13 protein-coding genes are annotated in these 15,610 nt (G+C 70.1%); 8 read left to right on the top strand and 5 right to left on the bottom strand.

Annotated elements, in window-relative coordinates; genetic code table 11:
• The first annotated feature begins 14 nt into the window (after nt 1-14).
• Nucleotides 15-1,199: a lysylphosphatidylglycerol synthase transmembrane domain-containing protein gene (locus FK531_RS10210; RefSeq protein WP_142098708.1), complete on the top strand. Its 1,185-nt coding sequence runs from the start codon at nt 15-17 to the stop codon at nt 1,197-1,199.
• A gap of 66 nt (nt 1,200-1,265) precedes the next feature.
• Here FK531_RS10210 and FK531_RS10205 read toward each other — a convergent pair whose 3' ends face one another.
• Complete coding sequence (locus FK531_RS10205; RefSeq protein WP_142098705.1) at nt 1,266-1,955, bottom strand: FadR/GntR family transcriptional regulator; 690 nt, start codon at nt 1,953-1,955, stop codon at nt 1,266-1,268.
• A 162-nt stretch (nt 1,956-2,117) separates the two neighbouring features.
• Here FK531_RS10205 and FK531_RS10200 point away from each other — a divergent pair, with 162 nt between their 5' ends.
• Nucleotides 2,118-3,824, top strand: a complete 1,707-nt coding sequence (locus FK531_RS10200; protein ID WP_142098702.1) for a 2-isopropylmalate synthase — start codon at nt 2,118-2,120, stop codon at nt 3,822-3,824.
• A 103-nt stretch (nt 3,825-3,927) separates the two neighbouring features.
• Nucleotides 3,928-4,479 (top strand): YceI family protein, encoded by a 552-nt coding sequence (locus tag FK531_RS10195; RefSeq protein ID WP_142098698.1) that lies wholly within the window; start codon nt 3,928-3,930, stop codon nt 4,477-4,479.
• Between the two features lie 67 nt (nt 4,480-4,546).
• Here FK531_RS10195 and FK531_RS10190 read toward each other — a convergent pair whose 3' ends face one another.
• Entirely contained in the window at nt 4,547-6,091 is a 1,545-nt protein-coding gene (locus FK531_RS10190) for an FAD-binding protein (protein ID WP_142098695.1), read from the bottom strand.
• Between the two features lie 128 nt (nt 6,092-6,219).
• Here FK531_RS10190 and FK531_RS10185 point away from each other — a divergent pair, with 128 nt between their 5' ends.
• The gene (locus tag FK531_RS10185) at nt 6,220-6,597 is read left to right on the top strand and encodes a DUF3054 domain-containing protein (protein WP_142098692.1); all 378 of its coding nucleotides are present in this window, start codon (nt 6,220-6,222) and stop codon (nt 6,595-6,597) included.
• Nucleotides 6,598-6,668: 71 nt separating this feature from the next.
• Nucleotides 6,669-8,138 (top strand): peptide MFS transporter, encoded by a 1,470-nt coding sequence (locus tag FK531_RS10180; RefSeq protein WP_142098689.1) that lies wholly within the window; start codon nt 6,669-6,671, stop codon nt 8,136-8,138.
• 6 nt (nt 8,139-8,144) lie between these two features.
• Here FK531_RS10180 and FK531_RS10175 read toward each other — a convergent pair whose 3' ends face one another.
• The 3 genes from FK531_RS10175 to FK531_RS10165 are packed head-to-tail and all read right to left on the bottom strand — an operon-like array spanning nt 8,145 to nt 11,983.
• Complete coding sequence (locus tag FK531_RS10175; protein WP_142098685.1) at nt 8,145-8,882, bottom strand: sulfite exporter TauE/SafE family protein; 738 nt, start codon at nt 8,880-8,882, stop codon at nt 8,145-8,147.
• Complete coding sequence (locus FK531_RS10170; protein WP_142099542.1) at nt 8,879-10,744, bottom strand: penicillin-binding transpeptidase domain-containing protein; 1,866 nt, start codon at nt 10,742-10,744, stop codon at nt 8,879-8,881. Before FK531_RS10170 ends, FK531_RS10175 begins: the two co-directional genes overlap by 4 nt.
• Before the next feature lie 33 nt (nt 10,745-10,777).
• On the bottom strand, nt 10,778-11,983 hold the full coding sequence (locus FK531_RS10165) for a M20 metallopeptidase family protein (RefSeq protein WP_142098682.1): 1,206 nt from the start codon (nt 11,981-11,983) through the stop codon (nt 10,778-10,780).
• 94 nt (nt 11,984-12,077) lie between these two features.
• Between FK531_RS10165 and FK531_RS10160 the strand changes: the two genes are divergently transcribed.
• The 3 genes from FK531_RS10160 to FK531_RS10150 all read left to right on the top strand — a co-directional run bounded on the left by FK531_RS10160 (nt 12,078) and on the right by FK531_RS10150 (nt 15,593).
• Nucleotides 12,078-13,172, top strand: a complete 1,095-nt coding sequence (locus FK531_RS10160; protein ID WP_246098086.1) for an Lrp/AsnC family transcriptional regulator — start codon at nt 12,078-12,080, stop codon at nt 13,170-13,172.
• Nucleotides 13,173-13,206: 34 nt separating this feature from the next.
• The gene (abmR, locus tag FK531_RS10155; RefSeq protein ID WP_142098677.1) at nt 13,207-13,764 is read left to right on the top strand and encodes an ATP-binding transcription factor AbmR; all 558 of its coding nucleotides are present in this window, start codon (nt 13,207-13,209) and stop codon (nt 13,762-13,764) included.
• Nucleotides 13,765-13,994: 230 nt separating this feature from the next.
• The gene (locus FK531_RS10150; protein ID WP_142098674.1) at nt 13,995-15,593 is read left to right on the top strand and encodes an ABC-F family ATP-binding cassette domain-containing protein; all 1,599 of its coding nucleotides are present in this window, start codon (nt 13,995-13,997) and stop codon (nt 15,591-15,593) included.
• The last annotated feature ends 17 nt before the right edge of the window (nt 15,594-15,610 follow it).

Here is a 15,610-nt window from a genome sequence, read left to right as displayed (position 1 = left end):
GCTAGTCTGGGCTAGTGGTAGCGCCGCAGCCGGACCCGAACGGGGGCGTCCCCGAACGTCGCCGCGGTCGTTTCTGGTGGGTCAAATGGGTCGCCGGCCTCCTGGTCGTCGCGCTGCTGTGCGCGGAGGGCGTGTACCTGTGGCCACGACTGCACGAGTCCTGGCGGGCGCTCACCGAAATCCACTGGGGCTGGCTGGCCGCCTGCATTCTCGCGCAGGCGGTCTCGCTCAGCGGGTACGGCCGCGTGCAGAAGCAGCTGTTGCACGCCGGCGGGGTGGAGGTCAGCCAGCGCAAGTCGGTCGCTGTGGTCTACGCGTCGACCGCGATGGCGGTGACGCTGCCCGCGGGTCAGGTCTTCTCGACCGCCTTCACCTACCGGGAGACGCGGCGCTGGGGCGCGAGCCCGGTGGTGGCGTCCTGGCAGCTCGCGATCTCCGGGGTGATCGCGGCCGCGGGCCTGGCCCTGCTCGGTTTCGGCGGCGCACTGCTGGTCGGCGGCTCGGTCAGCCCGTTCACGCTGACGTTCTCACTCGTCGGGTTGATCGCCCTGGTGCTCGCGGTCCGCTACGTCTCCGCACACCCGAGCTCGATCGAGTCCGGTGCCCGCTGGGTGCTCGTCCGGGTCAACTCGATGCGCGGGAAGCCGGCCGACACCGGGATGCACACCGTCCGCGAGACGCTGACCCAGCTCGAGTCGGTGCAGCTGGGGAAGAAGGACGCCGCGATCACGCTGTGCTGGTCGGCGGTGCATCGGATCGGCGACGTGGTGTGCCTTGCCTTCGCCTGTTACGCGATCGGGGCCGACCCGCTGCTGTCGGGACTGCTGATCGCGTTCGCGGCGGGCAAGGCGGTCGCGACCATCCCGTTGGCGCCGGGGGGCCTGGTCTTCGTCGACGCGACACTGATCGCGACACTGACCACCGCGGCCAGCATCAGCGCCTCGCAGGCCGTGGCCGCGGCGTTCGTGTACCGCGGGGTCAGCTTCATCCTGGTCGCGCTGGCCGGCTGGGTGGTCTTCCTCTTCCTGTTCCGCGGGCACCAGCACGAGGACCTGGAGTTCGACGTCGAACTCGAGCGCGCCGAGCAGCAGGGCCTGCAGAACCGCGCGCAGCCCCCCAATCCGCTCACCAACCCGCTCACCGACCCGCTCACCAACCCGCTCACCAACCCCACCGAGGACCACCACCACCCCGGGTGAGGGGAACCATCATTCGGTCTGACTGGGCGAAGGGAACCATCACCCGACCGGTGGACGGCGCCGCGCTCAGCGACGAACAGCCGCCAGCATCGACTCGAGGTGCGCCCGACTGATCGCGACGGCGGCATCCGCGTCGCCGGACGCGACCGCGTCGACCAGAGCGAGGTGCCCGTCGGCATCGAGGTCGGGATCGCTGTCGCGGACACCGAGCAGGTCGACCAACTCCAGCATCGCGTCGGTCAGCCGCGGCACGAAGGTCTCGAACAGTTCGGTCAGGACCGGATTGTGCGCGGCGACGATCACGGCGCGGTGCACGGCGATGTCGGCCTCGACGAACTCGCGGTCCCCCTCGGCGAACGCCTCGCCGCGTCTGTCGAGCGCGACGCGCATCGCGCGAACGTCCTCCTCGTCGGCCCGACCCGCGGCGAGACGGGCCGCCTCGACCTCGATCGCGTTGCGCACCTCGACGACCGCGGCGACGGTCTCCGCACGCAGCACCGACTCCCAGCCCTCCCCGCGTGCCGGTTCGGTGCGTTCGACGAAGACGCCGGCGCCCTGCCGCGCCCGCAGCAGGCCCTGCCCGCCGAGCATGCGCAGCGCCTCCCGGACGGTCGACCGCCCGACCCCCAGTTCGGCGGCGAGGGTGGTCTCCCCCGGCAGCTTCGCCCCGACCTCCCACTCCCCGGCGGCAAGTCGGCGAAGCAGCAGGTCGGCGGCCTGATCGGCCAGCAGGTTTCGGCGCAACGGCGCGGCCACGTGAACTCCTCGGGTTGTCAGACAAGCTGATAAGGCCTAGCGTACCCGTCATGGCTTTCCGCGGGCTTCTCCTTCACCGCCGCGACGGGGTCTGACCGGACCGGCCCCCCGTCGCGGGGTTCCGCCGTGCCGGTCGACCCTCCGATTCGCCTGGAGCTCGCCATGAACTGGAACCGCCAGACCCCGTCCGCCATGCCCAGCCACCGCTACCGTCCGTACGACGAGCGGGTGCCGGTACCGCCGATCGACCGCACCTGGCCGACGAACCGGACCACCGTCGCCCCGCTGTGGGTCCCGGTGGACCTGCGCGACGGAAACCAGGCCCTCGCCGAACCGATGGACCCGCAGCGCAAGCGCCAACTGTTCGAGCAGCTGATTGCCATGGGCTACAAGGAGATCGAGGTCGGATACCCGTCCGCCAGCCAGACCGACTTCGACTTCGTCCGCGACCTCGCCACGCAAGACCTGGTGCCGGACGACGTGACGATCGTCGTGTTCACCGCCGCCCGCACCGATCTGATCGAACGCACCTACGAGTCGGTGCGTGGGCTGCCGAACGTCGTGCTGCACATGTACACCGCGACAGCTCCCACCTGGCGGTCCGTCGTGCTCGGACATGACCGGGACACGCTGCACCGCTTGATCCTCGATGCCGCGCAGGATGTCGCCCGCGGCGGTGACGCGACACCCGGCGTCCGTTTCGAGTTCTCCCCCGAGGTGTTCAACCTGACCGAGCCCGACTTCGCGCTGCAGGTCTGCGACAGCCTCACCGAGCTGTGGGACGCCTCACCCGACCGTCCGGTGATCCACAACCTGCCTGCCACCGTGGAGATTTCGACACCGAACGTGTATGCCGACCAGATCGAGTACATGCACCACAACCTCGCCCGCCGCGAGTCGGTGATCCTGTCGGTGCATCCGCACAACGACCGCGGCACCGGCGTGGCCTGCGCCGAACTGGCGGTCCTGGCCGGGGCGCAGCGAGTGGAGGGTTGTCTGTTCGGCAACGGTGAACGCACCGGCAATGTCGACCTGGTGACGCTCGCCCTGAACCTGCACGCCCAGGGCGTCGACCCGATGATCGACTTCTCCGACATCGACTCGGTTCGCCGAACCGTGGAGTACTGCAACAGGATCGAGGTTCACCCCCGGCACCCGTACGGCGGCGACCTGGTCTACACCGCCTTCTCGGGCACGCATCAGGACGCGATCAAGAAGGGCTTCGCGCACCACCATGCGAGCGCGGAGACGGCCGGCGCCGATCCGGCCCGACACCCGTGGGAGGTGCCGTACCTGCCGATCGACCCGCGTGACGTCGGCCGGGACTACACCGAGGTGATCCGGGTCAACAGTCAGTCCGGCAAGGGCGGCATCGCGTACCTGCTGCAGTCGGGTTACGGCATCGACCTGCCGCGACTGCTGCAGATCGACTTCGCGAAGCGGGTGCAGCAGGCGACCGACAGCAGCGGCGCAGAGATCAGCGCGGAGCAGCTGTGGGAGTTGTTGCAGGAGCACTACTTCCACCACGGGGTACTGCAGCAGTGGACCGTCGAGCACCTCGCGAACGGCGACCGGCTCCGGATCCGTGCCACCTCCGGCGAGATCGCGGTGAACGGCGACGCCGTCGGCACCGGCCCGGTCGATGCACTGGCCCGGGTCCTGTCCGAGCGCGGCATCGACCTCGAGGTCCTCGCACTCACGCAGCAGTCGACGACGTCGGGCCGGGATGCGCAGGCGGTCACGTTCGCGCAGTGCCGGGTCGGCGGTCGTGTCGAGTGGGGCGTCGCCCTCGACCGGTCGGTGACGGCGTCCGCGCTGCGCGCGGTGCTGGCCACGGTCACCGGAACGGCCGCTCCGGGGCCGATGTGACCGACGCCACACTCGGTTGCGGGAAGCGAACCGGCGGTGGCACCGTTGGACCCAGCAAGAGGTTGAACATTCAATCAGCTAGCCACCGTGCAGAGGAGCCCCCATGACCACCGCCACCGCCCTCCCCACCCTGACCCCCGGCACCTGGGCCATCGACGCCAGCCACTCCACCGTCGGCTTCTCGGTTCGCCACCTCATGGTCAGCAAGGTTCGCGGCCGTTTCCAGGACTTCTCGGGCGCCGTCACGGTCGCCGCCGACGGCACCCCCTCCGTCGAGGCGCAGATCCAGGTCGGGTCCATCACCACCGACAACGAGCAGCGCGACGGCCACCTCAAGACCGCCGACTTCTTCGACGCCGAGCAGTTCCCGACCGCCACCTTCGCGTCCACCGGTGTCCGCGCCAAGGGCGAGGACTTCGTCGTCGAGGGCAACTTCACGCTGCACGGCGTCACCCGCCCGGTCGAGCTGAAGCTCGAGTTCAACGGCGTCAACCCGGGCATGGGCAACGGCCCGGTCGCCGGCTTCGAGGCCAGCACCGTGATCAACCGCAGGGACTTCGGCATCAGCATCGACATGCCGCTCGAGGGCGGCGGCGCCGTCGTCGGCGACAAGATCACCATCACCCTCGAGATCGAGGCCGGCCTGCAGGCCTGATCCACCCACGTACACGAGCGAACCCGCCGCGGCCCGACAGGGCCACGGCGGGTTCGCTCGTGTGTGGCTACTTGCCGCCGACCATGTCCTTCACGGCGAGGTGGCCGAACAGCATGCTGGTACCGATCGGGTTACCCCCGCCGGGGTAGACGGTGCCACTCGGCGCAGCCATCGTGTTGCCCGCCGCGTACAGGCCCGGGATCGGATTGCCCGACTTGTCGAGCACCCGCGCTGCGGTGTCGGTGCGCAGACCGCCCTTGGTGCCGAGGTCCGAGATGCCGAACGCGGCCGCGTGGTACGGGCCCTGGTCGATGGTCACCAGCGGCGGCTCACCGTTCGAGAATGCGCGGTCGTAGGCCTCGTCGCCGCGACCGAAGTCCTCGTCGACGCCCTTGCCGGCCATCTCGTTGAAGCGCGCGACGGTGGCCACCAGGTTCTCCGCCGGCACGCCGATCTTGGCGGCGAGTTCCTCGAGGGTGTCGCCGGTGTGCCAGAGACCGGCCTCGACGTACTTCTCCGTCTCGACCATCGACACGTTGGTGGCGTTGACCGGCGGGCGTTCGCCCTCCTTGTGGTCGTAGACCATCCAGTACGGCAAGGTGGCCGAGCCGTCCTCCAACTGGGCGATGATGTCGCGGCCGAGCCGGTCGTAGGGCGCGGACTCGTTGACGAACCGCTTGCCGTCCTGGTTGACGAAGATGCCGGCGGTGAACCACAGCGCGAACGCCGAGCGGCCGTCCGGATGCGTCATGCCCGGCGACCACCAGGCCTGCTCCATCAGGTCGGTGTCGGCTCCGACCGCGATGCCGGCCTGGTGGGCTTTACCCAGATTGGCCGACGGGCCCATGGTGTCGCGGGCGACGCCGGGCACGCCGTACTTCTGGCGCAGCTCGTCGTTGCCCTCGAAGCCGCCGGCCGCCAGCAGCACACCCTTCCGGGCGCGGATCGCGACGCGCTCGCCGTCGCGTTCGACGATGCCGCCGACCACCGCATCGCCCTCGACGACCAACTCGACGAGCGGGGAGCTGCGCTGCAGCGTGGCGTCGGGGTACTTCTCGATCGCCTTGAGGAAGCGGGCGATCAGCGCCCGCCCACCGATGAAGTAGTCGTCGGGCGCGGGCGTGCCGAGCCGGTCGGCATCCAGCGGTCCGCGCACGACCTCTCGCAACTCGGGCGCTTCCGACACCGGCAGTACGGACGGCATGGTGTGGCGCTGGCCGTCCAGTCGCGCCTTGGGGGCCTTGCCGAAGTAGTCCGGCCACGGCAGCATCTCGAACTTCAGGTTCTCGTCCTGCTCGAGGTACTCGATCAGCGGCGCACCGCCGCGGACGTAGGCGTCCTGCAGCTCACGCGGGGTGCGGTCGCCGACGACCGAGTGGTAGTACTCGAGTGCGTCCTCGATGGTGTCGTCGGTGCCGGCGCGCTGGAGGGCGGGGTTGCACGGGAACCACACTCCCCCGCCGCCGGAGTAGGCCGTCGTACCGCCGAACTTGTCGGTGGCCTCCACCAGGATCACCGACAGTCCCTCGCGGGCCGCGGTGTAGGCGCCGGTGACGCCGCCTCCGCCCGAGCCCACCACCAGAACGTCGCACTCCTCGTTCCACTGCGTCATTCTCATTGCCTCCTGGCGTGTCGGTTCCGATCAGGTGTGTCGCGGCTCACGGTAGGTCCGGATGCCGAAACCTGAAACGGTCCGTCCCGCCCAAAGGGAACTCTTCGCGCGGGCCTACCCTGGTCGGCGTGAAGAAGGTATTGCCGGTTCTGGTCGTCGACATCGTGCTCGTCATCGTGTTCTGCGCGATCGGACGCCGCAGTCACGACGAGGCCAACGCCGTCGCCGGCCTGGTCAGCACGGCCTGGCCGTTCCTCGGCGGGCTCGCGATCGGCTGGGCGGCGAACGAGGGGTTGTACCGGAACAAGTCGCTGCCCGCCTCGGTGATCCCCGCCGGGGTGATCATCTGGATCTGCACGGTCGCGGGCGGGATGATCCTGCGGGTGATCGGCGGACAGGGCACCGCATTCAGTTTCATCATCGTGGCCACCTGTGTGCTCGCGCTGTTCCTGCTCGGCTGGCGGGCGATCTACGCACTGGTGCGCAAGCGTTCCACCGCGCACTGAGCGGGGGCGGGTCCCGCTAACAACTTGGCGACAACCCGGCGTGGCCACGTCCGCCGTGGGACAGCTTTCCGATGAGCGAACTCGAGTCGCCACCCCGGAGTCCCCAGTCCGACCACGGGTTCTTCGGTCAGCCGTTCGCGCTGGCCAACCTGTTCGGCGTCGAGATGTGGGAGCGGTTCTCCTTCTACGGGATGCAGGGCATCCTCGCGTACTACCTCTACTACTCGGCCACCGACGGCGGACTCGGGCTCTCGGAGACCTCCGCGGTCAGCATCGTCGGCGCCTACGGCGGCATGGTCTACCTCTCGACGATCCTCGGCGCCTGGATCGCGGACCGGATCCTCGGCTCCGAGCGGACGCTGTTCTACGCTGCCGTCCTGGTGATGCTCGGCCACATCGCGTTGTCCGTGATCCCGGGACTGGCGGGCGTCGGCGTCGGACTGGTCGCGATCGCGGTCGGCAGCGGCGGTCTCAAGGCGAACGCCACCTCGCTGGTCGGCGACCTGTACTCGGAGGGCGACGAGCGCCGCGACGCCGGTTTCTCCATCTTCTACATGGGAATCAACCTGGGCGCCTTCGTCGGTCCGCTGCTGACCGGGTGGGCGCAGAAGAACTGGGGCTTCCACGCCGGGTTCGCGCTCGCCGCGATCGGTATGGCGCTGGGACTGATCCAGTACACCGTCGGCCGCAAGCGTCTCGCCGGGATCGGTGCGCGGCCGCTGAACCCGCTGGCCGGTCCCGTGCTGTGGCGGTACGCGGCGGGCGGCGTCGCCGCGCTGGTGGTCGTGGCGGTGCTCTGCCTGACGGGGGTGATCACCGCCGACAACCTGTCCGACGTGGTGGTCGGGCTGACCATCGTCGCCGCGGTCGGCTACTTCGCACTGATCCTGAGCAGCAGGCACATCACCAGCACCGAACGCAGCCGGGTGATCGCGTTCATTCCGATGTTCCTGGCCAGCGCGGCGTTCTGGTCGCTGTTCCAGCAGCAGTTCACCGTGGTCGCGATCTACGCGGACAAGTTCCTCGACCGGAACCTCTTCGGCTGGGAGTTCCCGGCCTCGTGGGTGCAGTCGATCAACCCGGTGTTCATCATCGTCTTCGCGGGCGTGTTCGCCGCGATGTGGACGAAACTCGGTCCGCGCCAACCGTCCTCGCCGCTGAAGTTCGCGGCAGGCACCACCATCATGGGCCTGGCGTTCCTGGCGTTCCTTCCGTTCGCCGGGGGCGGCGCGAACGGCACCCCTCTGCTGGGCCTCGCGTTCATCCTGCTGCTGTTCACCTTCGCCGAGTTGTTCCTCTCCCCCGTCGGGCTGTCACTGTCGACGAAGTTGGCGCCCAAGGCGTTCCACACGCAGATGGTCGCACTGTTCTTCCTGTCGGTGGCGCTCGGCTCCTCCCTGGCCGGCACGCTGGCCAAGCACTACGACACCGACGACCAGGCCCCGTACTTCATGTGGGTGGGCCTGGCATCCATCACGGTCGGCGTGGTGATGGTGCTGCTGGCGCCGTGGATCAGCAAGATGATGCGCGGCGTGCACTGACCGGCATCACTTCAGCGCCAGCCAGCCCGCCAACCCGAACCCGGCGAGCGCGACCGCGATCCGCAGCACGGTCGGCGGGATCACCTTCACCGCCGGAGGTCCGCACCAGCCGCCGAGCAGTGCACCGAGCGCCATCGCCGCCGCGGCACCCCAGTTCACCTCACCGGACATCGAGAAGGCAATGGCGGCCACAAGATTCGCAATCCCGAGCAGGAAGCTCTTGAGGATCGTGGCCCGCCACACCGACAGTCCGGTGCAGATCAGCGTCAGCGCCAGGAAGATCACGCCCGCACCGGCTCCGAAGTAGCCGCCGTAGATCGCGACCACCCCGAGCGCCGCCGGGTACAGCACCGGGAACTCCTTGCCACCGGCGAGTTTCCGAATCCGCGGCTGCAGCAACAAGGCCAGCGACGCGACCGCGACGAGATACGGGACGACGGTCTCGAACGACCCTGCGGGCGCCCACAACAGGATCAGCGCGCCGACCAGTCCCCCGACGCCGCTCACCGCCGCCCAGCGCCACAGCCGCGGGCCCATCTCGGTGAGTTCGCGCAGCGAGTTCGCGGTGCCGCCGACACCGACCGCGACCATCGCAACCGTGTTGGTGACGTTGGCGGCGACCGGCGTCAGCCCGACCGCCAGCAGCGCGGGGTACGAGATGATCGAGGCCAGGCCGGTGACGAACCCGACCAGTCCCGCCCCGAATCCGGCGACGACCAGCAGCAGGTAGTGCGCCGCGCTCACCGGGGCAGCACGGGCTGGATCGGCCGCAGGAACCGGCCCGCCGCGTCGACGGCGGGGGCAGAACTGTTGGCGCCGGCGACAAACACCGCGAAAGCGACATCGCCGTCGACGCCGACGAACCAGCCGTGCGCGCTGGTGTTGTCGCCGAACTCGGCTGTCCCGGTCTTGCCGCGTAGGTCGGGGATGTCCGCGAGTTGTGTTGCGGTGCCCGCGGTCACGGTCTCCCGCATCATGGTGCGCAGCTGCTCGGTGACCACGGCCGGCGCGGGGGTGGGGGTCGCGTTGGCGACGCCCGGCTTCCCGGCCACCAGCATGGGCAGCGGTGTCGAGCCGCGCGCGATGGACGCCGCGACCATCGCCATCCCGAACGGGGACGCGGTGACCTGACCCTGCCCGATTGCGGATTCGACGCGCTCGGCGGGGGTGTCCGCGGCCGGCACGCTGCCGGTGACGGTGGTCAGACCGGGCGTCACGTAGTCCACGCCGAGGCCGAACTGCAGGGCGGCGTCGTGCAGCGCGGTGGGCGGCATCGCTACCGCGAGCTGCCCCATGGTGGTGTTGCAGGACCGCGCGAACGCGGTGTGCAGGGGCACCGCGCCGAGGTCGAACTTGTCGTCGTTGGGGATGGTGCGACCCTCGATGTTCGCGGTGCCCGGGCACGGCAGCACCGTGTCTGGGGTGACCGAACCCTGCTGCAGCGCAGCGGAAGTGGTGACGGTCTTGAAGGTCGAGCCGGGCGGGTACAGACCGGTCAGCGCGATCGGACCCTGCGCGTTGGCGGGATCGTTCTGCGCAACGGCGAGCAACGCGCCGGTGGACGGCCGGATCGCCACGACCGCGGCCTGCTGCGGCAGCGTCGCGATCGCGGCCTGCGCGGCGGTCTGCACCGCCGGATCGAGCGTGCTCGCGATGTCGGGCGCGGCCGTCCCGTCGCGGCCGACCACCTTGTCGGCGGACCCGTCTGCGTGCACCAACTGCACGGCCCAGCCGGCGGAGGCGTCCTGGCCCTGCTGCCACAGCTCGCGTAGTCCGTCCAGCGCGGGTGAGCTGGTGGCCTTGTCGACGGTGAGCAGTCGGGTCTGCTTGACCAGGGTGACGCCGGGGACGGCGGCGAGCCGCTCCGCGATGGGCGCGACGTCGGCGTCGCGCAGGGTTATCGTGGTGACGGTCTTGCCCTGTGCCCCAGTGATATCCGACTGCAGTGATGCGGCAGTGACGGTCGGCGCGACGGGGGTGAGCAGCGGCGCGAGCGCACCCGCGGTCGCCGCCGGGTCGGGCGTCTTCGCGGGGTCGACGTTCACCAGTGTCACCGTCTGCTCCGCCATCAGCGGTGAACCGTTGTCGGCCAGCACCTTCGGTGACCCGCCGGACAGGGTGGTGTAGCGCAGCGTGGTGTCCGCGGTCAGTCCGGGTGCGAGCAGCTGGGCGTCCCACGGGATCTTCCCGCCGTCGGCGACCACCTGCCCGCCACCTGTGGTGGTGTAGTTCCACTTCTCGGGCGGCTGCGGGGACGGGGTGGTCGTGGGGGCGGTGGTCGGTGCCGGTCCCGCCGACGTCGCGGCGGTGGTGGGCGCGGCACCGAGCGTCCAGTCCGCTGCGAGGGTGAAGGTGCCCTTGTCGCTGTCGGTGGAGGCCACGGTGAACGTGGCATCCTGCGGCGCGAGCCCGTCGAACAGCTGCGTGATCGCCGCGGACGCGGCGGCGGGGTCGGAGGTCAGCGCGGCCGCCGCCTGCGCGTTGCGCTGGGTGAGCGCGTCGGCGAACTGCTGCGCTGCCGTCTCCGTCTCGGTCGGTCCGCTACTACACGCCGTGGTCGCCCAGACCAGCCCCGACACCGCGACGATCGCCACACCCAGCTTCATTCGCATGGCCTCGAGACTATGCGGACTCCGGCTTCAGGCGGCGGGTCGACTCTGGGCCAGTCGTCGCAGCGCGAGTTCGCTGTAGAGCGCGGCGCCGTCCCCGAGCACGCCGTCGTCGAACTCCGCGAGCGGCGAGTGGTTGTACGCGGCGGTGGCGGGGTCCTTGTCCCCCGGGCGCGCGCCGAGGAACACGAACGCGCCGGGGATCTCGTCGAGCACGCGGGAGAAGTCCTCCGAGCCGGTCGCGGGCTGCGGCGTCCAGACGAACCGCTCCTCCCCGTGCACCTCGCCGACGACGTCGGCGGCGAACTCGGCCTCGACATCGTTGTTCACGGTCACGGGGTACTGGTCCACATAGTCGACGTCCACCTCGAGCCCGTGCGCCGCGGCGATCCCGGCACAGACCCGAGCGAACCCGTCCCGGACCCGGGCGTGGCTCTCCGCCGAGAACGACCGCACGGTGGCGTCGAACCGCGCCTCGTCGGGGATCACGTTGTTCGCGGTGCCCGCCTGGAATGCGCCGACCGTCAGCATCACCGGGTCGAACGGGTCGAACGACCGGGTGACGAATGTCTGCAGGGCGGTGACCATCTCGCACGCCGCGGGGATGGGGTCGAGGGCTCTGTGCGGCGCCGACCCGTGCCCGCCGCGGCCCCGGACCGTCACCTGCACCGCATCGGACGCGGCCAGCACGGGTCCCCGCCGGGTGGTGAACACTCCGCTCGGGAGCCCCGACGCGCTGACGTGCAGCCCGTACGCGGCGATCGGCCGCGAACCCGACGCGTCGAACATGCCCTCCTCGATCATCAGCCGGGCACCGTCGTAGCCCTCCTCGCCGGGCTGGAACATGAACACCACGTCGCCGGCCAGCTGGTCGCGGTGTGCGGACAGCAGCTTCGCGGCCCCCACCAGCATCGAGGTGTGCAGGTCGTGACCGCAGGCGTGCATCCGGTCGGGATTGCGGGACGTGTAGTCCAGCCCGGTGCGCTCGGCCACCGGCAGCGCGTCCATGTCGCCGCGCAGCAGCACCGTCGGGCCGGGCTTCCCGCCGCGCAGCACGCCGATCACCGAGCTCAGGGCCGAACCGGTGGACAGCTGCAACGGCAACCCGTCCAGCGCCACGAGCACCTTCTCCTGGGTGCGGGGCAGGTGCAGGCCCACCTCGGGCTCGGCGTGCAGGGCGCGGCGCAGCTGCACCAGGTCGCCATGCAGGTCGCGGGCGTCGTCACGTATCGACACGGTTACTCCTTCGAGCGATGTCGCCGGACGCATCCGGCCGTGAGGAATCATGGTCATGACGTCCGTCACAGCCTCTGAATTGCAGGATTTTGTCGTGAACACAGTTGACAGTCAGGAATTTGCCGGTCGGGACGACGTGGACGAGATCGACCTGGCGCTGATCAACACGCTGCAACTCGATCCGCGAGCCCCGTGGTCCACGGTCGGCAAGGCGCTGGGTGTTGACCCGGTCACCGCAGCCAGGCGCTGGTCGAGGCTGGTCGAGGCGGGGATCGCGTGGGTGACGGCACACCCCGGCGGGCCGCAGATCGCGGCGTTCATCGAGATCGACTGCGACGCCCGTCGGGTGCAGGAGACCGCGGCGGCCCTCGCCCGGTGGCCCCACGTGATGACGGTCGAGCACACCAGCGGTGGACGCGACCTGCTGCTGACCGTGGGAGTGCCGGACCTGACCGCACTGTCACGCTACGTACTCGACTCCATCGGACCGCTGGACGGCGTCCGCGCAACCCGGACGCACCTGGTCACCAGGCCGTATGCGGTCGGCGGCGACTGGCGACTGCGATCGCTCGACGCCGAGCAGAGGGCACACCTGGGCTCGTCCGGTCGGGCCGGCAGCAGGATGCTGCGACCGCTCGACGAGACCGAGCGGCAACTCGTCCGGAGGCTGTGTGTGGACGGGCGCACCTCGCTGACCGATCTCGCCGCGGGCCTCGGCCGCAGTGTGAGCACCGTGCGACGCAGGCTGCAGACGATGGTCGCGAGCGGGTCGGTGGTGTTCCGCTGCGATGTGGCGCAGCCGCTGTCGGGGTGGCCGGTGTCCCTGTGGGTCTGGGGGCGGGTGCCTGCCGACGAGTCGGAGTCGATCGCCCGCAAGCTCGTCACGCTGCCCGAGACCCGTGCATGCATGGCAATGACCGGGGGGTCGACCAACTTCCTGTACTGCACGTGGCTGCGTTCTCTCGACAACGCCCAACGCCTGGAGCAGTTGCTCGCCGAGCGCACGCCCTCGCTCCGGATCGTCGACCGGACGGTCGCACTGGGGTTCACCAAGCGGATGGGCCGGCTCCTCGACAGTGCGGGACGCAGTACCGGGGTGGTCCCGATGGACGTGTGGTCCGACCCGGTCGAGGCGGCCCGACTGGCCACCGGCCATGGCGCTCCGACGGAAAGAGGCGTATCACTGTAATCAAGTAATCACGGCAATTTCCGAGGTGAGAACGATGAGGAACGCACAGGGTCCGGGCGGTCGGCGATTCGGCAGGCCCGGCGGATGGCAGCAGGCGCAGGCTCCCGACGCCTCCGACGCGACCGAGTGGTTCGCCGGCCGACTTCCCGACGACTGGTTCACCGGGCCGGCGACGGTCGAGGTGGACCGCGAGGAGATCGTGGTGACCGGCGAACTGCCGGCTCCGGAGGACACCACCCCGGCCGCGGTCGACGGACGCATCTCCCGGTTCCGTGAGAGCACCCGGGCCGACCGGATGCGGATCGCCGACGAGGCCGAGGCCCGCTACGGCCGCAAGGTGGCGTGGGGGGTGACACTCGGCGAGCAGCACGTGCTGTTCACCCACCTCGCGGTGCCGGTCATGACGCGGCTGCGTCAACCCGAGCGCAAGGTGCTCGACACGCTGGTCGACGCCGGCGTGGCCCGGTCCCGCGCGGACGCGCTGGCCTGGACGGTCCGACTGGCCGGCCAGCACGCCGAGGAGTGGCTCGCGGAACTGCGCGAGGCCATGAGCAAGGTCGACGACCTGCGCACCGAGGGTCCGCAGATCTGAGGCGGCTTCGCCGCCCGTGAGTACTTTTGGCCCACAGAGGGACCAGAAGCACTCACGGGCGCGCAGCGCCTAATTCACTTGCCGACCCGGTCCGACCGCCCTAGCCTGGGGTCCGTCCTGTTGTCGACGATCGGAGAAGGGCCCTTGCTCGCATAGAGGTTGTGACGCGCTCTCGGCGCCGCGGTACTCGCCGTACCCGCGCGCCCCGCACCCACCTCGAAGGAGCATCCATGCCCTCACGCACCCTGTCCTCGTTCACCCTGTCCGACCTCGCCTTCTCGTGGCCCGACGGCGAACAGGTTTTCGACGGAGTCGACGGCGTCTTCCCGGGCGGTCGCACGGGTCTCGTCGGCCGCAACGGCGTCGGCAAGTCCACCCTGCTGCGCCTGATCGCGGGCAGACTCACCCCCGACCGCGGTTCGGTGACCGTCGCGGGCGACCTCGCCTACCTGCGACAGGACCTCACGCTCGACCCCACTCGCACCGTCGACGCGGTGCTCGGCATCGAGCCGCAACGAAAAGCAGTGCACCGCATCGAGTCCGGGCAGGGAATGGACGACGATTTCGCGGTGGCCACGGGACAGTGGGATGTCGAGGAGCGGGCCGTCGCGACCCTGGACCGGCTCGGCCTCGCCCACGTCGCGGGCACGCCAGAGTCGTTGGGCCGCACTGTCGGCACCCTGTCCGGCGGCGAGACGATGCTGCTGGGTGTCACCGCCGCGCTGCTCGCCGAACCACAGGTACTGCTGCTCGACGAACCCACGAACAACCTGGACCTGCGGGCGAAGTCGCGGTTGTATGCGGCGATCGACCAGTTCGCGGGTATCGCAGTGATCGTCAGCCACGACCGCGAGCTGCTCGACCGGATGGACACGATTGCCGAGTTGCGGTCCGGGGAACTGCGGTTCTTCGGCGGCAACTTCGCCCACTATCTCGACGCGGTCGACACCGAGCAGGAGGCGGCGCGGGCCGCGGTCCGCGATGCGCGCGCCGACGTCCGCAGGCAGAGCCGGGAACTGGTGGAGACGCAGACGAAGATCGACCGCCGTCAGCGCTACGGCAAGAAGACGGAGTCGAGCATCCCGCGGATCCTGGCCGGCGAACGCAAGCGGCAGGCCCAGGCGTCGGCCGGCAAGTTGCGTGGCGTGCACGCCGATCGACTCGACGACGCACGTCGCACCCTCACCGAAGCGGAGGACGCGGTCCGCGACGACAAGGAGATCCGAATCGACCTGCCCGACAGCGTCGTTCACCCGGGACAGCGGGTGCTCGAGCTCGACACCACCCTGGCGAGCGGTCAGCGAGTGGAACTGTCGGTCATCGGGCCGGAGCGCATCGCGCTGGTGGGCCGCAACGGGATCGGCAAGTCCACGCTGCTGCGCGCGGTCTCCGAGGCGTCGCCGTCGGTGCCGTGGCGGTCACTACCGCAGCGACTCGACGTGTTCGACGAATCCCGCACGCTCGCACAGAACGTCGCCGACGCCGCCCCGCACGCCGCCGACGAGCAGATTCGCGGACGCCTGGCCCGCTTCCTGTTCCGCGGCCGCGACGCCGATGTGCCCGCAGCTGCCCTGTCGGGCGGGGAACGGCTCCGGGCCGCGCTGGCCACGATCCTGCTCGCCGAACCGCCGCCACGGCTGCTGCTGCTGGACGAGCCCACGAACAACCTGGACCTGCCGAGTCTCCGCCACCTCACCGAGGCACTCGCCCAGTTCCGGGGCGCCCTGATCGTCGCCGGCCACGACCTCCCGTTCCTGCGGGAGATCGGTCCGACGCGGTGGCTCGAGCTGACCGAGGAGGGGCTGTCGGAGATCGACCCGCCCGCCTAGGCTGGCGAGAACCCGCA

This window comes from Rhodococcus spelaei (assembly GCF_006704125.1).
GTDB lineage: Bacteria > Actinomycetota > Actinomycetes > Mycobacteriales > Mycobacteriaceae > Rhodococcus_G > Rhodococcus_G spelaei.
The sequence above is the reverse complement of the archived record's forward strand: the minus strand, read 5'-3'. Positions and strand labels throughout refer to the sequence as shown.